Origin of the sequence: Chryseobacterium polytrichastri (genome assembly GCF_900142445.1) — a bacterium.
GTDB classification, from domain to species: Bacteria; Bacteroidota; Bacteroidia; order Flavobacteriales; family Weeksellaceae; genus Chryseobacterium; species Chryseobacterium polytrichastri.
The window spans coordinates 1-18,635 of the sequence record NZ_FRAV01000016.1 but is presented as its reverse complement, the minus strand read 5'-3'; the positions used below and the strand labels follow the sequence as shown (position 1 = coordinate 18,635).

The following is an 18,635-nucleotide window of genomic DNA, read 5'->3' as shown; positions in this document are numbered from 1 at the left end:
TATTAAAAAAATAAAATGTTTATGGATTCAGTAAATAGCTCAGCATTTCACGAAATTTTCAAAAGCGAAAACGAAATTCCCGAAGAATATAAAGTACCCGAAATTCATCAACGAACCTATCTTTTAAATGGTGAACTGGTAGAATGGAATGGAGAAGTTACCAATATCTATTCACCCATTTGCATTCCTACAGAAAACGGACTGGAAAGAAAGCTCTTGGGAAGCATTCCTAATATCAGTCCAAAAGAGGCAATGGATGTTTTGGAAGCTTCTGTAAAAGCTTACGATAACGGTCTTGGGGAATGGCCAACGATGTCGGTGGAGGGACGTATAAAATGCATGCAGAAGTTTGTATACTTGATGATTGAACAAAGGGATTTGATCATTAAATTATTAATGTGGGAGATTGGAAAAACGCTGCCAGATTCGACGAAAGAATTCGACAGAACTGTAGACTACATCAATCAAACTATTGATGCTTTAAAAGATCTGGATCGTGAATCTTCAAGGTTCCAGCAGGCAGAAGGAACGATTGCTCAAATTCGTCGTGCTCCGCTTGGAGTGGTATTGAGTATGGGACCATTTAATTATCCTTTAAATGAAATTTTCACAACACTGATTCCTGCTTTGATCATGGGAAACACCATCTTGTTTAAACTTCCTAAGCATGGGGTTTTGGCACATTATCCTTTATTGAATGCTTTCAAAGAGGCCTTTCCGAAAGGAACTGTGAATACGTTATACGGAAAAGGATCTGAGATCATTACTCCAATCATGGAAAGTGGGAAAGTGAATGTTTTGGCGTTCATTGGTTCCAGTAAAGTAGCCAACGGATTGAAAAAATTACATCCAAAAGTAAATCGTTTGCGAGCAATTTTAAGTTTAGATGCTAAAAATGCAGCGATTGTGACTAAAAATGCTGACTTGGATGTGGCAGTGAATGAATGTATTTTAGGGGCTCTTTCGTTTAACGGACAACGTTGTACAGCACTTAAATTAATATTTGTACAAAAAGATGTTGCGGAAGAGTTTACACAAAAATTAACAGCAGCAGTTTCTGCATTAAAGGCTGGACTTCCTTGGGAAAAAGATGTGAAAATAACACCACTTCCGGAAGTAAATAAACCACCTTATCTGAAAGAATGTATTGATGATGCAGTTGCAAAAGGTGCAAAAGTATTGAATGAAAATGGAGGTTATAACGAAGCTTCATTTGTATTTCCTGCGGTTGTTTATCCTGTAAATAGTGAGATGAAGCTGTATCATGAAGAGCAGTTTGGTCCGGTAATTCCTGTGGTGCCGTTTGAAGATATTGATGAACCAATCGAGTATCAGGTAAATGCTTCGCACGGAATGCAGGTAAGTATTTTCAGTGAAGATGCACAGGAAGTTTCAAAACTGATCGATGCATTTGTAAACCTGGTAAGTCGTGTGAACATCAACTGTCAGGCGCAACGTGGCCCGGATGTTTTCCCGTTCACAGGAAGAAAAGACAGTGCAGAAGGAACGCTTTCTGTGTTTGATGCCCTTCGTTCGTTTTCCATCCGTTCTTTGGTGGCAGCGAAACTAACAGATTCTAATAAAAAGTTACTCAATACGATTGTAAGAGAACATGACTCTAACTTTTTAAGCACCGATTATATTTTCTAATAAAATTTCGGGGTCAATAAATAGAGTAAATCCTCTGTAAGTCTTCTTGATTTGCAGAGGATTTTATTTTAACTATTATTTGATCAAATTACGATCACGATAGCTTTTATAACAAATATGTTCAGCAGTATATTCTTCTGTCATAAAAGGGGAAGTGATGAGAAAATCTGCTGTTGCAGTATCGCAAGCCATGGGAATATTCCATACGACACCAAGTCTAAGAAGTGCTTTCACGTCACTGTCATGCGGCTGTGTTTCCATGGGATCCCAAAAGAAGATAATAATATCTATTTTTCCTTGAGAGATCATGGCGCCTAATTGCTGGTCTCCGCCAAGTGGCCCACTCATTACTTTTTTTGTTTTAATATGAACTTGTGATTCAATTAGTTTTCCTGTTGTTTCGGTTGCAATAAGCCGATGTTGGGAAAGTTTTTCTTTATGAAGATGAGTCCATTTTATTAATTCATTCTTTTTCTGATCATGGGCAACAAGGGCAATAGATTTTGTGATTCCAAGGATTTTTTGTGTTTTCATGTTGTCAAGTTTTAATCAAAATTAGATATAAATAATAAATAAAATCACCTTTATTTGAATAAATATGGTGTTTAATGTGTTCGTTTTAAGGTTTGTATATGTTTTTGTTCGTTTTTAATTAGAATCACAAATGGCGAATGAATGTTTAAAAAAATAAGATTTTTAAATTCTTGTTGAAATGTTGTAACATTATTTTTAAAAGACAACTAACTCTATAGAGTAAAAAGCCATGACCTCAGTAGAACAGGAATTTTTAGCTAAAATCGGAAAACATAAAGGAATCATTTTTAAGATTTCTAAAATGTATATGGATGAAAAAGATGATCGCGACGATCTTTTTCAGGAAATAACCTATCAGGTCTGGAAAGCCTATCCGGGCTTTAGAGGACAAAGTGAATTTTCAACCTGGCTGTACAGAATTGCATTAAATACTGCCATTGTCTTTTTAAAGTCTGAAAAGAAAAGAAGTTTTATCGCTAATGAAGATTTTTCTAATTACAAGATCATACAAGATGAATATGATCATGAAAAAGAAGATAAGCTAGATAAAATGTACAAAGCAATTCATCAGCTAAACCCCATTGATAAAGCTTTTATTTTTTATTATCTCGAAGATTTTTCCGGAAAAGAAATTGCTGAACAAATGGGTATTTCCGAAGGAAATGTAAGGGTGAAAATGAACCGCGCCAAAAATAAGCTAAAAGAATTTTTACTCTCTAGTAATACAAACCTTTAAACAAATAACAATGAATATAGATGAATTAAAAAATGCATGGAATGAAGATGATCATTTTGAAGAAACGCCAACGATTACGCTGGAACAAAAGAATAAGATGAATCATCCCCTAAAAAAGATGCAGCAGAATATGGTAAGACATTTCTGGTCGTTTGTTATTTCTTTTATTGGGATTTTTATAGGACTTGCATTCTATGTTGAAAGCAAAGTTGTGATGGTGTACTCCTTAACATTAGTGATTTCTGCTTTATTGGTAACCATCTTTTATGTGATGAAATTTATGAAGTTATACCGAAAGATAAAGTTTGAAAGCTTTGATACGTATAACAGTTTGCTGGAATTAGATTATCAGCTAAAGGTTTTTAAAGAAACTTATGTTTCGTTTTATATCTCCTATATCCCATTTATTTTATGTGAACTGATTTTACTGATTAACTTTTCAGAAAAGGCTGTCATGAAAACGGATGCCGAAATTATTAGGCAATTTATCAATACAATAGCAGTTACTGTTATAGCAGGGGTGATAGGAATAAGATTAGGATTTCAAATGTATTATGGCAGATACATTAAGCAAATAGAGAATCTTTTAAAAGAATTAAAATAAGAATTTCGGCGGGCTGAAAGCCCGCCGAAACTATATTTCATACTAATTTTTATTACGTTGTAATAGGCTTTTGGCGGAGTCGGAGGCTATAACGATCCCGGCTCCAAGCATAATAATATCTTTTATAACCAATCGGCCTGCTCCTGACAAATAAGGGAAGTCGTGATCTGGTCCACCTAAATTAGGAACCCAGACTTCGGGAGTGGTAATAAGAAAAGATAAAGTAACGAACGACATTCCGGCCGTTAAAATCCCTCCCCATAATCCTATTTTTGGATAAAAGATTCCTAATAAAACCGTGATTCCGATGAGTGCAATCGCGGTTCCTAATCCGTAAGAAAACACATAGGTTCCGTTGGCCTCGTGCCATTTTATATTTTGAGGAACAATTTCGCCTTCTTTGTTTTTGTGGAGTTTATAATTGTCAGTATCTGACCCGCTTTTATTCAGCAAGAAACTCATAAAAGGAGAGTTGGCAACAAAAGGAACAATACCTTCGGCTTCATAATGAAAGGCTTTCAACCCTCCAATCCACGCCATGACAATGAAGATACCTATTCTTAAAAAGTGAATGAAATTTTTCTGTGAGTGTGCTAAGAATTCGATCATAACTTATTTTTTTACAAAGTTAGGATGAATAGAAAGTCAATGGAATGGATGATTGTGGCTATTGCTTGTACAAATCTGCCACAATGGAGACACCTGTTTCTTTGCGAAAATGAGTAGGGGAAATGCCCGTGTACTTTTTAAAATATTTACTGAAATGAAATTCATCATTAAAATTGAGTTCGACTGCAATTTCTTTAATGGATTTTCGGGTAAGATGAATTTGTTTTTTTGCCTCCAGAATCACTCTTTCCTGAATGATCTGAGAAGGTGTTTTATTGAAACGTGATTTTATTTTCTTACTCAATGCATTGGGTGAAATGTTCAGCATGTCTGCATAAAAGGACACGTTTTTTCCACGAGAAAATGTTCTTCCACTAAGTTTTGAAAAGATTTCAGTTCATTAAAATCATCTTTAATCAATTCTTTATCGGGCAATAATTTGTTTTTTTCCTTGCTGGAAATAGCCAAAATAAGCTGCAGATAAGATTGTAAAACAGAACTTGAAAAATCTTCACGATGATCAATCTGTTGAATTTTCGCAAAATAATCTGAAATTTCAAGATAAACCTTTTCGCTTAATTCAAAATGAGGGAAAAGATAAACGTTGTTAAAAAGCAATCCGTTGCAGGCAACTTCCTTTTTATGAAATTCAATACAATAAAAATCTCCGTGAAAATTAAGCACTTCAACATCAATGGTATTCGGACTTAAAATCTGAATATTCTGATAAGGCGATGAGAAAAATACGGTTCTTCCATGAAAGGTATATTCTGCAAAATCTATGATGATTTTTCCATTTCCATTGAATAGAAAAATGTGATACATTGAGTCTCCGAAACTATTTTTAAAATCGTCGGAATTCTTTTTTTCAACAGAGAAAAAATTACTTTTCATTCCATAAAACTAAGGAAAATTTAGGTGTAAATATTAAATTGAGAATTCAAAAAATATCATTTTGATAAATACTCCTGTTCTTTTGCAATTTCATTTTTCACCCAATCCAGCTGCGGATCTTTTTTATCAATAATATCCTGAAGCGTTTCGGGAATGATCATATTAGGAATAACTCCTTTTTGAGAATAAGAAAGGGCAATGTTTGGGTTAACAAGAAGTAAACCTATCGGTAAAGTAAGTCTTGAGTTGGGTAGTACCTGATAAGAATAAAATCCTGCCACACTTCCGTCATTGGCACCGCCTGTTTCTTCACCTACTAAAGTGGCTCGTCTGTCATATTTTAATTTAGAACTTAAAATAGATGAGGATGAAAAACTTCCTCCGTTCACCAAAACAAATATCTTTCCTTGGAAAGCATTTTTATTAGGTTGAGTTACATGATCTGCTTTTATTTTATAATAAGATTTACCGTCTTTTCCTTTGTAAGTGTTTAGAGCTTTAAGAAAAATATAGGTTGGATAAGTCATTCCTTTGATAGCATATTCTAAAGCACTGGTTCTCTTAAAATAATTGGTTTGCAGCGGAGTCATGCTCGAGCTAAGCTCTGACGGTTTTATTAATATAAAAGATTGAGTCGTCAAATAAGAATACAGATCATTGATTTCTTCCAGAGAGCCCCCATAATTGTTACGGATATCGATGATAAGGTAGGATGTTTTAGCATCTTTAATTTCAGCAAAAGTATTTTTATAAAAAGGGTCGGAAGGAGAATGTGAAAATTTTTTGATCTTCAAATAAGCAACTGAATTATTTTCACCTAAAAATCTAAAATTCCTGTTGTATGGATTGTTATCTGCTGAATGACTGTTATCTGGTTTTTCAATGCATACCACCTGTTCTTTTTCTCGCTCTACAATGTACGTCTGCTTTTTATGATCATATAAAGTTTCAATTTTTGCGCTATCCAGCAGTCCGTTTTCCAACGTGTAAAAATGAAAAAACATATCTTTAAGATAATAAGGCTGAAAAGTAGTATTGAAACCATCACTGCTTATTAATTTTTTATATTTTTCGATATAAAGAGACACCGGAATATCATTGATGCTGATGACTTCTGTTCCTGGTTTAATATGATATAAAGAGTCTCTATTCTGTACAATATATAAATGATTATCCTGAATACGATACCTAAATCGCATAAACAAACGTTTTTTTATTTTCGATAAATCATCTTTAGAAAGAACATTCGGAGACTGAAGAGAAAGATGCCCTTGTCTTATGCTTGTAATAACGGGTTGTAGTTTAAAATAAAATTGGGTTGGGGTAAGTGGTTGATGAATAGTTTGTTTTAAACTGTCTATTTTATAATCCAGATCTTGTTTTGAAATATATTGATAGAGTCTCGGATGCATCTTTTTAAGCTTGTAATAAGCGAAATCTACATCTTGCTTAAGCTTCTCTGGTGGAATATAATGAGTCTTCTGCTGGTTTTTCCTTAAAGAAGAGCAGGAAGCCAACACAATAGTAGATAACAATAGCGAATAATTTTTCAAAGTGTCTGAGTTTTTTCAATCGGCTAAATTAAATAGTTTCTTATCATTCATTCGCCAAATGACTAATAAATTATTCAGAAGAGATTATAATTTTAGTTAAAAATAAAGGATAAATGCTTTTGAGTCGTCATGTAAGATTAAAGTCATACATTTGAAACCTATTTTTTAGAAAATGATCTATACAATTATTACGATAATCTTACTGTTAGTAGCAGCCTATTTTATAGTAACCGGACAGGAAGTTTTTGGGGAAGCGCCTAAAGGCAAGAGATTGGAGCGCGTGAAACAATCTAAACTATACAAGAACAAGCAATTCCAAAATATCAGTTATACACCGTCTATTACGGAGGGTTATGGAATGACAACCGTATTGTATGATTTCTTTTTTGCTAAAAAAGATCCTTTATTAAAGCCGTTAAAGCCTGTTCCTTCTGTTCATACAGATCTTAAAAATATTCCAAAAGATGAAGATGTTTACATTTGGTTAGGGCATTCATCTTATTATATTCAGATTGACGGGGTCTCTTTTTTGATCGATCCAGTGCTTAGCAAATATGGTTCGCCTTTCAAATTTTTCAACAAAGCTTTTGCTGGTTCGGATATTTTTAAACCTGAAGATATTCCGAGTATTGATTACTTGGTGATTACCCATGACCATTTTGATCATCTTGATTATCCTACAGTAAAATCTATAAAAGATAGAGTAGGAAAGGTTATTCTGCCGTTAGGGGTAGGTGCGCATCTTGAAAGATGGGGATATAAAGAAGAGCAGATCATTGAAGATGAATGGGGAGCTTCTTTTGATTTGAAAAATAATCTGAAAATAACTTTTACACCTGCAAGGCATTTCTCTGGAAGGAATGTGAAAAGAAACGGAACACTTTGGACTTCCTATGTATTGGAAACTCCGACTAAGAAAATATTTCTAGGAGGTGATAGCGGTTATGATACCCACTTTAAAATGATTGGTGAGAAATATGGACCATTTGACTATGTTATTATTGAAAACGGGCAGTACAACGAAGCCTGGAAATACATTCACGGATTGCCGGAAGATGTAGTACAGGCATGTTTAGACTTAAAAGCCAAGAATGTAATTCCGGTTCACTCTTCAAAATTTGCATTGGCACTTCATGCATGGAATGAGCCTTTGCAAAAGATTACCAGCCTCGGAAAAGAAAAAAATCTACATATTCTTACCCCAATTATTGGTGAGACCGTTGACTTAAATAAAGCCGACAATCAATTTAAAGTATGGTGGGAAGATTAATTTAGGCGTGCCAAATATCTTTATATCTTGCGGGATGATTTTCAAACTGCTTTCTCACAAAATCACATTCAGGATCTACCAATAGGTCTTTTTCTTCGGCGTAATGTACCAGGTTATCCAATAATAATTTGGCATATCCATGTCCTTCGTGCTCTTCATTAAGTTTGGTATAATAAACAATTAAGAGTCTTCCGTCAATTTTTATGGACATATAGCCTGCTTTTTTATCATCAATTAAGAGCTGCAACTCATCTTGATAGGGAGATATTTCAAATTTTATATTTTCCATAATGATTGAGATTTAGGTTGAATAAATGATTAATTTGAGTATTATTTCAAAATAATCTACTTTAAAATTACAAATTTAAAATGAAACTAAAATACAAAAAGCGCAGGTATTCGTGTAATTTGTGAAAAATTTATTAGTGATATTAGTGTTTAAATTAAAATATTAAAAACCAGCATCCATCCGCGATTTGTGAAATATTTAACAAAGATTGGGAAGATGTTGTATTGATTTGGCATTTTAATTGAGAATAGTATTGTAATTAAAGTAAAACGAAATGAAAAAGATATTGTTAGCCGCATTTTTTGTAGGGACATTTACTATAAGCTATGCCCAGTCAGATTATTATAATGATTATAGAAGAAGTGTAAGTGAGGTCAATTGGCAGAACGTAGTTGCAGATTTGGTATTGTCTAAAACACAGGCAAATCAGCTATACTCACTTAATGACAGGTATCACGACTACAATTCTTGGAATAAGGTATATGTAAACAATCCAAACAGATGGAAAGATGATAGATATGCTGAAATAGAAAGGATTTTAGGAAGAGAAAAATATGAAAAATTTAAAACGAAATATTACAAAGGTCAAAATCCTACCGCCGTATATAACCGTAATAAAAATAACGACAAGAGATACAAACACATGGATAAAAAATCTCAAGATTATAGACAAGACGATAGACCTGACAACGGAAGAGGTCACAGACATTAACCTATTATCAACTATATATTCAATTTTTTTAAATTTGGCTGGTCGCAAGATCAGTCATTTTTTATTGAATTAATTGTAATTATATCTTGTTTGAATTTTATAACTTTGATTCATGGAAACACCAGAAACGATAAGCGAGTTTTACGAACGTAATGTAAATAATATCACTTTTAAAGATATTACAACTCCGGGAATAGGGCATTTTAATGTCTTTAGCCGAGACGATTGTTCATTGATTACGCCATACAGCAGACGCGATTATTATAAAATTTCATTAATCATCGGAAAAGGAAAACTTCATTATGCTGACAAATGGATTCATGTTGACAGGCCTGCATTATTGTTTTCAAATCCTGTAGTTCCTTATTCATGGGAAGCTGATGATGAGGATCAAACAGGTTGGTTTTGTCTTTTCTCGGATCAGTTTTTACAAAATGGAAACCGTTTGGGCAATCTTCAGGACTCTCAGCTTTTTAAAATTGGAGGAACGCCGATTTTCTTTGTTGATGAAGAACAGCAAAAGTCAGTTTCTGATATTTTTCAAAAAATGATGGTTGAAATTCAGTCTGATTATATACATAAGTATGATATGCTTCGTGCTTATCTTCATCTTCTGGTTCATGAAACGATGAAAATAAACCCTGCTGAAAATTTTGAACATTATCAAAATGCCTCACAAAGAGTTGCTTCTTTATTTATAGAATTGCTTGAAAGACAGTTTCCAATTGATAGCCCGGAAGCGTATCTTAAACTCAAAACGCCTACTGATTATGCAGCAAGTCTTTCTATTCATGTGAATTCTCTCAATCGTTCTGTAAAAGAGATTACGGGTAAAACAACAAGTCAGCAGATTGCGTCAAGGATCATTCAGGAAGCCAATGCTTTATTACAGCACACAGACTGGAATATCTCTGAGATTGCGTATGGACTAGGCTTTGAAGAACCTGCTTATTTTACCAATTATTTTAAAAAGCAGACCGGACTTACTCCAAACACACTCAGAAATAGTCTTGTTTGATTTTTATAATTCTTAGTTTGAATTCTATATCATACAGTACAAGTTCTTGTTCTAATTTTGTTCTTATAATTTAAAATCACAATCAATTATGAAATTCAGAAAATTAGGAAACACAGGAGAGCAGTTATCTGCAATAGGATTAGGTTGTATGGGAATGAGCTTTGCGTATGGACCCGCAGACGAGCAGGAAAGTATCAATACCTTGCATAAAGCGTTGGATCTTGGAGTTAATTTTTGGGATACAGCGGATATGTATGCGAATGGAGAAAATGAAAAATTGATCTCGAAAGTATTGGTTCCGAATCGTGATAAGATCTTCATCGCAACAAAATTTGGATTTAGGTTTAAAGATGGAAAAGCAAGCCACAGCGGAGCTCCCGGAACGTATTTCGATGGTTCTCCGGAATGGATCAAAAAAGCAGTTGATCTAAGTCTTCAAAGATTAAAGATTGACGAAATAGATCTTTACTATGCACACAGAGTTGACCCAAATATTCCTGTTGAAGAAACAGTTGGAGCCATGGCAGATCTTGTGAAAGCAGGTAAAGTGAAATATCTTGGTTTATCGGAAGCTTCTCCGGAATCGATTAGAAAAGCTCATAAAATCCATCCAATTACCGCTTTACAGTCAGAATATTCTATTTTGACAAGAGATGTAGAGAAAGAAATTTTATCTACCATCAAAGAACTTGGAATTACGTTGGTTCCTTATTCACCTTTGGCAAGAGGCCTTTTTGCTAATATTAATGAAGTTCAAAACTTTGGAGATGATGATTTCAGAAAATCGCTGCCTCGTTACCAAAGTGAAAGTTTAGAAAATAATAAAAATTTAGCCAAAGAATTCAATGACCTTGCTGAATCTAAAGGAGTAAAAGGTACTCAATTGGCATTGGCTTGGGTTCTGAATCAAGGGGAAGATATTATTCCGATTCCGGGAACAAAACGAATCAAATATTTAGAAGAAAATATTGCTGCAACCAATATTGAGCTTTCTTCATCTGATCTTGAAACTATTGATGCTATCCTGAAAAAATATCCAAATATTGGAGAAAGGTACAGTGAAGGTTCTATGAAGTTGGTGAATAATTAAAAAAACACCATGTAAACCATGAACAGAAGAGAACTTTTAAAAACCGGATTATTGGCTGGAACATTGAGTGTGCTTCCGTTTTCCAATGCGTTGGCAACGATGAAAGAAAGACCATTGAATCTTGAAGATGATTTTTCAGGATGCAAAAAAATAAAATTAGGAGAACTTGATTTATTCATTTTAACGGATGGATTTATTCATGAGAAAAATTTGGAATCTTTTGCGCCAAGAGGAAATGTTTTAGAACTAAAAGCAATTCTTAAAGATAACTTCCGATCTGATGAATATGTTGATATGGCGATGAATGTATTGCTGGTAAAAACAAAGAATAAATTGATTTTATTGGATACAGGAATGGGGATTTTCGCTGACGAGAGAACAGGGTTTTTATTGAAAAGCCTTCAAAAAGCAGGTTTTTCGCCCAAAGATATTACAGATATTTTCCTTTCTCATGCACATCCTGACCATATTGGTGGAGTCGTAGATAAACAAAACAAATTGGTTTTTCCGAACGCTAATATTTTCATTTCAAAGGTTGAAAATGATTTTTGGATGCAGGCAACGATTAAAGATTTCGACAACAGTATATTGAAAACAGTACCTAACGTTCTTAATCAAATTATTCCGGGGATTCAGGGGGTATTGAAAACCATTCAAACCAAATTGAAGTTCTATGATCTCAACACCAATTTATATGAACATTTTAGTTTTCAATTGGCTCCCGGGCATACACCAGGCTTAACGGTTATGACGATTTCTTCAGGGAATGAAAAGCTACTTTATATCGCAGATTTAATTCATTCTGATGTCATTCTTTTTCCGCATCCGGATTGGGGATATTTCGGGGATACCGATCTTGATATTGCAATTGCATCGCGTAAAAAGCTGCTTCAGCAACTGGCAGAAACCAAAACCAGAGCTTTTGCCTATCATTTGCCTTGGCCGGGATTAGGTTTTAGCAAAAAGAAAGGGAACGCCTTTGAATGGTTTCCGGAAGCTTTTATGAATTAAAAGTGAAAGTTTCTTTAACCATTAAGTTTTTATTTAAGTCGTTAAGAATATTTAGCTTTTAGACTATGTTTTTTAGCTTAAAAAATCAAAATGATTTATCTTAATTAAACTTAACTTCTTAAGTTTTCTTAATGGTTCAAATAAAAATACTTAAATTTTCAACCCATTATAAAAACAATAAATCCTCTCATTGCTGGGAGGATTTATTTTAACATAAGAAAAGTTGATACTGTTACGTATCGTTGTGCAATATCAAAGACGGATGAAATTTATATTTACTTTAAATTTTTTCAAAAATTAATTTCTGAGCATAAATCTTTCTAAATAACAGGTAAGTTATTGAAAGCACAGTAAATGCCACGATCGTATCAATGGTTGAAGCAAATCCGAGAACTGCAATTTTCGAAAAGAAGGCAAAAATAATATCGAAAAACATTCCTGCAAAAACCCATTCTTTCATTCTTAATAATCTGTTTGGAAGTAAAAGAACGATGATTCCTGCTAGCTTAAACACACCAAGAATATAGATGAAATGAGATGGATAGCCCAACTGAAGTGTGATGTCCCAAACTACGGGATTTTTTGTCAGTTCAAAAAAGCCACTCGCTCCAAACCAAAGAGACATAAAGATTGCGCCTGACCAATAGATGATTTTTGTTGTTTTTGTTGTCATTTTTATTTGTTTTTAGTTGTTGATTTTTTAATTTGGTTAATCGCAAAGGCGCAAAGAATAATTAATAATAGAATGTTTTAAGACGCAAGAAAATCATCGATTTTTAATTAAATTGTTATTTTCCACAATCAATTTTATCGCAGATAAAATCCTTGCGCCTTAAAAGCATAAACTGTTTAAAGAAACTTTGCGTCTTTGCGTTTAACTTGAAAAATTTAGTTTAAAATAAAACTTTAGCAGAACCTAAAATTTCGCCAGATTTTGTATTCTGAATTAATCCAATCACTTCCCAGTCATTAGGATTGAAATTTTGAGGTAACGGAAAACTGGTCGCTCCTTCTGACATACTTTTTAATGAAATTTGATTTTGTTGATGAGCAATCTGCCAGTGTTGTAAATGGCGTCCTTCATTTTCACCCTTCATTACATTGGAGGATGATTTTTTCTCAACTAAAGTAATCAGTAATTGATGCTGAGGATTGGTTTCCGCAATTTTATAATTGACGGTAATTTCTTTTGAAAGAACCTTTACTTCCATATCTATTTTGGCATTATTTGAATTAGAAAAAGCATTTTGAATCGCACTTTCCACTGCATTTTGGTCTGAGCCTACCAATTCCTTTTTTCCATTGATAACCAATTGTGGAGTATAAATCTGAGACCGTAGCGTACGGCTGTATTGCTGTTGACGTTGAGAGTTTTCTGCACTGCTGAATTTATCTTTCCAGCCTAGATGGTTCCAGTAATCAACATGATAAGATAAAATGTAAACAGGTTTGTCTTTGTACTCTTTTTCGATTTCGCCCATCAAAGCATCCGCAGGCGGACAGCTTGAGCAGCCTTCTGAGGTAAATAATTCCAGAACGGCAAAACCATTGTTTTTAGAAGATAAATTTTGATGAGGTTCTTCAGTTTTATTCTTATAAACGAAAGCGGAGATGATGAACATGAGTGCTACAAAAGCGGCTGTTCCTATTAAGTTTTTCAGTATCATTTCTTTTAATTTGATTCAAAAGTAGATACCTTTTAAAGGCAAAAGAATACAAAAAAGGTTCAACCAGACAAATTGTAAGGTGAACCTTGAAAATATTAAATTGAATTTTTTTAAGTATTAACGATCTTCTAACCAAGTGAAAAAACTATGCGATTTTTCTTTATTAATTAAGAGTTGTTCTGGAGTTTCAACGGTTAGCTTAACGAGAATCTTTCGTTGAAAATAATGCTCCATTTCCTTAATAGCAGTGAAATTTATGATGTATTGTCGGTTAACCCTGAAAAATTGTTTTGGAGAAACCTGTTCTGCCACTTGACCCAATGTTTGACTCAGCTGGAATTGCTGTTTATCAAAGGTCATAAGGTGCGTGATTTCATTATGAATATAGAAATAAGCAATGTTTTCTATGGGAATCGTTGTATATTTTTGATTTTTAAAAACTAAAAAACTGCTTTTACCAGCCGATTGTGGCTGATTGATTTTTTGTAGAAGCGCTTCCAATTCCGGCAATTCATTTTTTTGAAAAAACTTCTTTAATTCGTCTACTTTTTTTAAGGCTTCGGCAATATCGTCTCGCGAAAATGGTTTTAAAATATAATCTACGCCTTTACTTTTAAAAGCATCCAGCATATATTGGTCAAAAGCAGTACAAAATATTACCGGACAGGTAATTTCTACCTGCTTGAAAATTTCAAACGAAAGTCCGTCTGAAAGTTGAATGTCCATAAAGATCAAATCAGCTTTAATTCCTTTGGATAAAGCTTCAACGCTGGTTTCAATGCTGTCGTAAACATCAATGATCTTGGCATCTGGCTTTAATTCTAACAATAAATTTTGAAGTGATTTCGCTGCTCGGAATTCATCTTCAATAATGATTATATTCATGGATAAAAGGTAGTTTTATTTGGAAAATTTTCTGGTCATCAAGAATGTCGATCTCTTTTTCTAACAGATGTTTGTAACGCATATTGACATTATTTAAGCCAACTCCCAAAGAATCTTCAGGAATCATTTTATGCTGAATGGGGTTCTCAATAATGATTTTATCTTCAGAATTATAGATCTTAATATGTAAAGGTTTGCTTTGTGAAACGATATTATGTTTGATACAATTTTCAACCAATAATTGTAAGGTAAAAGGCGGAATTAATGTTTTCAACACTTCGTTATTCAATTCATTGGTAAATGTAATTCCTTCACCAAAACGTGCTTTTTGAAGAAAAAGATACGAATCTAAAATGTTCATTTCTTCATGAACGGTAATAAGATCTAATTTTCTGCTTTCTAAAGTGAATCTATAAAAATCAGATAGCTTCATGATGAAATCAACAGACTCCAAATCATGAGTCTCAACCATTGATTTCAAAGTGTTTAAACTGTTAAAAAGAAAATGCGGATTAACCTGTTGTTTTAATAATTCATATTGAGCGCCTAAATTGTCACTTTTTACTTTCTCTAATTCGAGCTGAACTTGCTGTCCTGCATAATTATTTTGAAGCAACGTTAAAAACATATAGCAAACAAGGTTGATTAAAATCCCTCGAACCTCGATCATCAACATCGTTGGACCAAAATTAATATGAGATAATATCAATTGTTGAATCCAGGCTAAACCAAACATCACAACCATCCCGAAAGCCAAGACAATCATTAATCTTGAGTAAGAAATATTCTGTCTTCTTTTCCCTGAATTCCGATTCAGCATATATATGTTGAGGTACCACATAATCACTGAAAATGCCGATGTTATCGCTGAATTAACAATAGCTTCTTTCAAGTTAAAATCATGGGATGCCAATTGCGGAATAGAGGATAATATTCCTAAAAATAAGGAACTTACCCAAATGACAGCCTGTGATATTTTTATTTTTTGTTGTTGCATGAAAGGGATTTCATTTTAAAAAGGTTAAATTAATATTTTTAACTGAGAGTTTTGTGAATTGTCAATATTGAATTTGCTTCGCTTGTGAATCGTTGGAGTCTTTTAGGTTGACTATTCACAAGCGAAGCAAAATTCACCATTCACTAAACAATTATTAAGGCCTTACAACTGGCTTATAACTCATGATATACTGTATTCTTTCTTCTTGATTGGGTGGAATGTTTTCAGTTTTTGAAGTCTTTTGTATTTGATAAGAAACTCTTCCGTTTTTATCGGTCTGAACGGTTTCTACACTTAATAATTCACCTGTAATCGTTCCTCCGATATATTGTGGATTATCATGGTATTTCCAAGTGACTAATTTTATAATAGAACCAATTTTTGGTTGATTATTTTCACTTGATAATGAGGCTAAAGCTTCCTGATTTCCATACAAAGCAGATGATGTTTCTTTCTTTGTATTTAATGATGTAGAAATAAATTTCAAATTTCCCGGATCAAAAACAATACGTTTTAAATCTTTATCGGGCTCATCGATTTTACATGCAGTGAACAAAGCGCAGATTGATAGGGTGATGAAGAGTACTTTTTTCATTATTTCTGAAGGTTTTTGATTAATCTTTCTGTATTTACTTTCATGGGAACATCGAAAAGATATCCCGTTTTTTCGGCGAGTTGACGGTGACAGGCAATGCAGGATTCTTTGGCGAATGATGCTGTTTTTCCTGTGGGATGTAGTTCTGTTCCAGAAAATTTTGCAAATCCCCAACCTTCCGTATCTGTATATTTTTCTGAATCTTTAACCATAAATTGAGCATTCACAAATTCTCCTGCTCTTACTTCTCCATCATCTAATTTTTCTTGTTTCCAAACAGATTTTACAATAATGCTTCCATTAGGCCAAGGATGAAAGTTTTCTGTTTCAATGGCTTTTACAGCAATGTCATTTCCATAAATTACACGAACTGATTGGTCAAAAAGTGTACTCATGCTAATGACTTTCCAATTTTTATAATCATCTGTATATTGTACTCCGTTTGGCGAAGTTGGAAATTTTGATGGAGTATTATTTTTTGAAATTTCAATATTTTGATGAATATCTTTTCCTTCTTTTTTTAGAGGAACTATACTTGATAGCGAAAGCGTATATTTTCTAATCGTTTCTATATCTTTTGTCGTGATTTTTGCAGAAGGATGGAGTAGGGTATATTCATGGAGGGGCATTTTTCCACTTTGCATCATGTTTAAAATAGCGTACATTTTGCCCTGATGTTCACCTGCAGAATAATTCCATTCTGAAAAGTTGAGAACTTCTCTCGCTCTTTTTACATCTTTATTGACGGCCCAGGAAATTGGAGCAATTTTATCATACCAACTTAAATTGGACTGATTTGAATGGCAATTAAAACAGGAGTTCTCTAAGATGGCAAGAACTTCACGCGGTGCTTCGATTTTTTTTGTAACAGGTTTCCCTTCTAAAGGTTGGTTGAAAAGCTGTAGAGCGGTAAATAGTCCTATAATCAGCAAAAATACGAGAGCTATAGGTTTTACTTTTCTTTTTTTGTTTACTGAGTCCATATTATGTTATTTTTTATGGCTCAAAAGTAGATGCTTACAGGGATTTTTGAAATGTAAAACCAAGTGAAACGGACAAATCAAAAGGTGAAAATGGAATTTTTGAGGATTAAAAAAAAGAAGGAAGTTGGAGGTTTGGTCATTCATAGAATTTTCCTTTCTCCAGCTTCCATTATTTCATCTTACAGCACCATTCCACCATCAACAATGATTTCTGTCCCTGTGATAAAGCTAGCAATAGTATGATCAGAAAGATAAACAACCAATTTTGCGACATCTTCTGCTGTTCCCATTTTCTTTAATGGAATTTCATTGATTAAATAATCTGTCAATCCGCTTAATGTGGCTTCATCTAAACCTGCTTTGTTCATAATTTCTGTTTTGGTAGGACCCGGACTTACCATATTTACTCTTATTTTTTTAGGTGCTAATTCTGCAGCGGCTGTTTTTGCAATGGAATTTAGGGCTGCTTTACTTGCTTGATAAACTGAACTGTTGGGTTTATAAGTAGAAGCAACAATTGATGATAAAAATACTATCGATGCTCCTTCATTCAAAAGCGGAATGAATGTACTTAAAGTAAAGTATGCTCCTCGAAAATTGATATTCATTACATTGTCAAAATTTTCAACATCCATGTTTTCGATAGAAATTAAGCCTCCTGTAATTCCTGCATTGATAAATAGAATGTCAACTTTTCCATATTGATTTTCTATTTCCTTTTTCAAAGAATCAATATCATTAAGATTGGCCTGATCTGCAACAAACGGGATGGCTCCCAATTCTTCAGCTGCTTTTTCTATAGCTTCTTTTCGTCTTCCTGTGATAATTACTTTTGCTCCTTCAGAGATTAATTCTTTTGCTGTGGCATAACCAATTCCACTATTTCCACCTGTTACGATGGCTAATTTGTTGTTAAACTTTGTCATTACTTTTAAATTTTTCACAAAGTTATTTCAAATTGATATACTTTTGTAACCAGTATCACAGAGTATATCACTATCATCAATGATATCACGTAAATTTACAGATATGGAAAGAGATCAAACCGAAGAGCTTAGAGCACTGCAAGACACCCTTTATTTTATTGGTGGAAAATGGAGAATTCCTGTTATTAATGCTATTTGTAATGGCAATAAACGTTTTCGTGAGATTGAAAGAAGTATTCCTGGAATCACCACAAGAATGCTTTCAAAAGAGTTAAAAGATATGGAGATGAATAAGTTGGTAAAACGAAATGTTTACCCCGATACCCCTGTTTTAATTGAATACGTTCCAACAGAATACTGCCGAACTTTCGGGAAGATCATTAGTGAAATGATTAATTGGGGTAGGGAGCACAGGAGGGTGATTGTGGAGGATAGTTTTAAACACTAATGACACAAATATCCTTCACTAATAACACAATTTTTTAATGACTTTATCGTATCAATAGGAACGGGCTTTAGCCCAATGTCATTAAGTTAAGGCTTTAATATATTGATTTTCAGTTAATTTAGTTTGTTTTACTGGTTGTTTTTTTGTATATTTAACAGTGAATC

At 33.6% G+C, this 18,635-nt stretch carries 22 protein-coding genes; 9 read left to right on the top strand and 13 right to left on the bottom strand.

Translation table 11 applies throughout. The features are described from left to right. Nucleotides 1-21: 21 nt before the first annotated feature. Complete coding sequence (locus BUB80_RS11225) at nucleotides 22-1,650, top strand: NADP-dependent glyceraldehyde-3-phosphate dehydrogenase (protein ID WP_073293089.1); 1,629 nt, start codon at nucleotides 22-24, stop codon at nucleotides 1,648-1,650. 75 nt (nucleotides 1,651-1,725) lie between these two features. Here BUB80_RS11225 and BUB80_RS11220 read toward each other — a convergent pair whose 3' ends face one another. Then, complete coding sequence (locus BUB80_RS11220; RefSeq protein ID WP_073293020.1) at nucleotides 1,726-2,184, bottom strand: methylglyoxal synthase; 459 nt, start codon at nucleotides 2,182-2,184, stop codon at nucleotides 1,726-1,728. A gap of 229 nt (nucleotides 2,185-2,413) precedes the next feature. On the opposite strand from BUB80_RS11220, the gene BUB80_RS11215 reads away from it, so the two are divergent. After that, nucleotides 2,414-2,920 carry an RNA polymerase sigma factor gene (locus tag BUB80_RS11215; RefSeq protein WP_073293019.1) on the top strand — a complete coding sequence of 169 codons (507 nt, stop codon included), beginning with the start codon at nucleotides 2,414-2,416 and terminating at the stop codon, nucleotides 2,918-2,920. Nucleotides 2,921-2,930: 10 nt separating this feature from the next. After that, the gene (locus tag BUB80_RS11210; protein WP_073293018.1) at nucleotides 2,931-3,524 is read left to right on the top strand and encodes a hypothetical protein; all 594 of its coding nucleotides are present in this window, start codon (nucleotides 2,931-2,933) and stop codon (nucleotides 3,522-3,524) included. A gap of 42 nt (nucleotides 3,525-3,566) precedes the next feature. Here the strand turns inward: BUB80_RS11210 and BUB80_RS11205 are convergent, their stop codons facing one another. The 4 genes from BUB80_RS11205 to BUB80_RS11195 are packed head-to-tail and all read right to left on the bottom strand — an operon-like array spanning nucleotide 3,567 to nucleotide 6,580. Then, nucleotides 3,567-4,133 carry a DUF417 family protein gene (locus BUB80_RS11205; RefSeq protein ID WP_073293017.1) on the bottom strand — a complete coding sequence of 189 codons (567 nt, stop codon included), beginning with the start codon at nucleotides 4,131-4,133 and terminating at the stop codon, nucleotides 3,567-3,569. A gap of 58 nt (nucleotides 4,134-4,191) precedes the next feature. Next, complete coding sequence (locus tag BUB80_RS23830; RefSeq protein WP_228433783.1) at nucleotides 4,192-4,461, bottom strand: helix-turn-helix domain-containing protein; 270 nt, start codon at nucleotides 4,459-4,461, stop codon at nucleotides 4,192-4,194. Further along, nucleotides 4,455-5,027: a hypothetical protein gene (locus tag BUB80_RS11200; protein ID WP_228433781.1), complete on the bottom strand. Its 573-nt coding sequence runs from the start codon at nucleotides 5,025-5,027 to the stop codon at nucleotides 4,455-4,457. The genes BUB80_RS23830 and BUB80_RS11200 overlap by 7 nt, the downstream gene beginning before the upstream one ends. 56 nt (nucleotides 5,028-5,083) lie before the next feature. After that, nucleotides 5,084-6,580: a S41 family peptidase gene (locus BUB80_RS11195; protein ID WP_073293016.1), complete on the bottom strand. Its 1,497-nt coding sequence runs from the start codon at nucleotides 6,578-6,580 to the stop codon at nucleotides 5,084-5,086. A 172-nt stretch (nucleotides 6,581-6,752) separates the two neighbouring features. Here BUB80_RS11195 and BUB80_RS11190 point away from each other — a divergent pair, with 172 nt between their 5' ends. Continuing rightward, nucleotides 6,753-7,850 carry an MBL fold metallo-hydrolase gene (locus BUB80_RS11190; RefSeq protein WP_073293015.1) on the top strand — a complete coding sequence of 366 codons (1,098 nt, stop codon included), beginning with the start codon at nucleotides 6,753-6,755 and terminating at the stop codon, nucleotides 7,848-7,850. Nucleotide 7,851: 1 nt separating this feature from the next. Here the strand turns inward: BUB80_RS11190 and BUB80_RS11185 are convergent, their stop codons facing one another. Beyond that, nucleotides 7,852-8,139 carry a GNAT family N-acetyltransferase gene (locus BUB80_RS11185; RefSeq protein ID WP_073293014.1) on the bottom strand — a complete coding sequence of 96 codons (288 nt, stop codon included), beginning with the start codon at nucleotides 8,137-8,139 and terminating at the stop codon, nucleotides 7,852-7,854. Nucleotides 8,140-8,413: 274 nt separating this feature from the next. On the opposite strand from BUB80_RS11185, the gene BUB80_RS11180 reads away from it, so the two are divergent. The 4 genes from BUB80_RS11180 to BUB80_RS11165 all read left to right on the top strand — a co-directional run bounded on the left by BUB80_RS11180 (nucleotide 8,414) and on the right by BUB80_RS11165 (nucleotide 11,970). Continuing rightward, the gene (locus BUB80_RS11180; RefSeq protein ID WP_073293013.1) at nucleotides 8,414-8,851 is read left to right on the top strand and encodes a hypothetical protein; all 438 of its coding nucleotides are present in this window, start codon (nucleotides 8,414-8,416) and stop codon (nucleotides 8,849-8,851) included. Nucleotides 8,852-8,963: 112 nt separating this feature from the next. Next, entirely contained in the window at nucleotides 8,964-9,869 is a 906-nt protein-coding gene (locus BUB80_RS11175; RefSeq protein ID WP_073293012.1) for a helix-turn-helix domain-containing protein, read from the top strand. 88 nt (nucleotides 9,870-9,957) lie between these two features. After that, nucleotides 9,958-10,959 carry an aldo/keto reductase gene (locus BUB80_RS11170; RefSeq protein ID WP_073293011.1) on the top strand — a complete coding sequence of 334 codons (1,002 nt, stop codon included), beginning with the start codon at nucleotides 9,958-9,960 and terminating at the stop codon, nucleotides 10,957-10,959. Nucleotides 10,960-10,977: 18 nt separating this feature from the next. Further along, entirely contained in the window at nucleotides 10,978-11,970 is a 993-nt protein-coding gene (locus BUB80_RS11165; RefSeq protein ID WP_073293010.1) for an MBL fold metallo-hydrolase, read from the top strand. Between the two features lie 280 nt (nucleotides 11,971-12,250). Here the strand turns inward: BUB80_RS11165 and BUB80_RS11160 are convergent, their stop codons facing one another. The 7 genes from BUB80_RS11160 to BUB80_RS11130 form a co-directional block, all read right to left on the bottom strand. After that, nucleotides 12,251-12,643 carry a DoxX family protein gene (locus BUB80_RS11160; protein WP_073293009.1) on the bottom strand — a complete coding sequence of 131 codons (393 nt, stop codon included), beginning with the start codon at nucleotides 12,641-12,643 and terminating at the stop codon, nucleotides 12,251-12,253. Nucleotides 12,644-12,863: 220 nt separating this feature from the next. Beyond that, nucleotides 12,864-13,637 carry a DUF1223 domain-containing protein gene (locus tag BUB80_RS11155; RefSeq protein WP_073293008.1) on the bottom strand — a complete coding sequence of 258 codons (774 nt, stop codon included), beginning with the start codon at nucleotides 13,635-13,637 and terminating at the stop codon, nucleotides 12,864-12,866. A 117-nt stretch (nucleotides 13,638-13,754) separates the two neighbouring features. Beyond that, nucleotides 13,755-14,522, bottom strand: a complete 768-nt coding sequence (locus BUB80_RS11150; protein ID WP_073293007.1) for a LytR/AlgR family response regulator transcription factor — start codon at nucleotides 14,520-14,522, stop codon at nucleotides 13,755-13,757. Continuing rightward, complete coding sequence (locus BUB80_RS11145) at nucleotides 14,503-15,519, bottom strand: sensor histidine kinase (protein ID WP_073293006.1); 1,017 nt, start codon at nucleotides 15,517-15,519, stop codon at nucleotides 14,503-14,505. The genes BUB80_RS11150 and BUB80_RS11145 overlap by 20 nt, the downstream gene beginning before the upstream one ends. A gap of 154 nt (nucleotides 15,520-15,673) precedes the next feature. Further along, complete coding sequence (locus tag BUB80_RS11140; RefSeq protein ID WP_073293005.1) at nucleotides 15,674-16,114, bottom strand: hypothetical protein; 441 nt, start codon at nucleotides 16,112-16,114, stop codon at nucleotides 15,674-15,676. Next, complete coding sequence (locus BUB80_RS11135; RefSeq protein ID WP_073293004.1) at nucleotides 16,114-17,097, bottom strand: heme-binding domain-containing protein; 984 nt, start codon at nucleotides 17,095-17,097, stop codon at nucleotides 16,114-16,116. Before BUB80_RS11135 ends, BUB80_RS11140 begins: the two co-directional genes overlap by 1 nt. A 179-nt stretch (nucleotides 17,098-17,276) precedes the next feature. Then, nucleotides 17,277-18,023: an SDR family oxidoreductase gene (locus tag BUB80_RS11130; protein WP_073293003.1), complete on the bottom strand. Its 747-nt coding sequence runs from the start codon at nucleotides 18,021-18,023 to the stop codon at nucleotides 17,277-17,279. Nucleotides 18,024-18,102: 79 nt separating this feature from the next. Between BUB80_RS11130 and BUB80_RS11125 the strand changes: the two genes are divergently transcribed. After that, entirely contained in the window at nucleotides 18,103-18,471 is a 369-nt protein-coding gene (locus BUB80_RS11125; RefSeq protein WP_228433779.1) for a winged helix-turn-helix transcriptional regulator, read from the top strand. Nucleotides 18,472-18,635: the final 164 nt, after the last annotated feature.

Coding starts and splice junctions, on each gene's coding strand:
- BUB80_RS11140 (WP_073293005.1), bottom strand. CDS start 16,114: ATGAAAAAAGTACTCTTCATCACCCTATCAATCTGCGCTTTGTTCACT.
- BUB80_RS11205 (WP_073293017.1), bottom strand. CDS start 4,133: ATGATCGAATTCTTAGCACACTCACAGAAAAATTTCATTCACTTTTTA.
- BUB80_RS11180 (WP_073293013.1), top strand. CDS start 8,414: ATGAAAAAGATATTGTTAGCCGCATTTTTTGTAGGGACATTTACTATA.
- BUB80_RS11190 (WP_073293015.1), top strand. CDS start 6,753: ATGATCTATACAATTATTACGATAATCTTACTGTTAGTAGCAGCCTAT.
- BUB80_RS23830 (WP_228433783.1), bottom strand. CDS start 4,461: ATGCTGAACATTTCACCCAATGCATTGAGTAAGAAAATAAAATCACGT.
- BUB80_RS11165 (WP_073293010.1), top strand. CDS start 10,978: ATGAACAGAAGAGAACTTTTAAAAACCGGATTATTGGCTGGAACATTG.
- BUB80_RS11160 (WP_073293009.1), bottom strand. CDS start 12,643: ATGACAACAAAAACAACAAAAATCATCTATTGGTCAGGCGCAATCTTT.
- BUB80_RS11150 (WP_073293007.1), bottom strand. CDS start 14,522: ATGAATATAATCATTATTGAAGATGAATTCCGAGCAGCGAAATCACTT.
- BUB80_RS11125 (WP_228433779.1), top strand. CDS start 18,103: ATGATATCACGTAAATTTACAGATATGGAAAGAGATCAAACCGAAGAG.
- BUB80_RS11175 (WP_073293012.1), top strand. CDS start 8,964: ATGGAAACACCAGAAACGATAAGCGAGTTTTACGAACGTAATGTAAAT.
- BUB80_RS11210 (WP_073293018.1), top strand. CDS start 2,931: ATGAATATAGATGAATTAAAAAATGCATGGAATGAAGATGATCATTTT.
- BUB80_RS11130 (WP_073293003.1), bottom strand. CDS start 18,023: ATGACAAAGTTTAACAACAAATTAGCCATCGTAACAGGTGGAAATAGT.
- BUB80_RS11135 (WP_073293004.1), bottom strand. CDS start 17,097: ATGGACTCAGTAAACAAAAAAAGAAAAGTAAAACCTATAGCTCTCGTA.
- BUB80_RS11170 (WP_073293011.1), top strand. CDS start 9,958: ATGAAATTCAGAAAATTAGGAAACACAGGAGAGCAGTTATCTGCAATA.
- BUB80_RS11185 (WP_073293014.1), bottom strand. CDS start 8,139: ATGGAAAATATAAAATTTGAAATATCTCCCTATCAAGATGAGTTGCAG.
- BUB80_RS11200 (WP_228433781.1), bottom strand. CDS start 5,027: ATGAAAAGTAATTTTTTCTCTGTTGAAAAAAAGAATTCCGACGATTTT.
- BUB80_RS11215 (WP_073293019.1), top strand. CDS start 2,414: ATGACCTCAGTAGAACAGGAATTTTTAGCTAAAATCGGAAAACATAAA.
- BUB80_RS11220 (WP_073293020.1), bottom strand. CDS start 2,184: ATGAAAACACAAAAAATCCTTGGAATCACAAAATCTATTGCCCTTGTT.
- BUB80_RS11155 (WP_073293008.1), bottom strand. CDS start 13,637: ATGATACTGAAAAACTTAATAGGAACAGCCGCTTTTGTAGCACTCATG.
- BUB80_RS11145 (WP_073293006.1), bottom strand. CDS start 15,519: ATGCAACAACAAAAAATAAAAATATCACAGGCTGTCATTTGGGTAAGT.
- BUB80_RS11225 (WP_073293089.1), top strand. CDS start 22: ATGGATTCAGTAAATAGCTCAGCATTTCACGAAATTTTCAAAAGCGAA.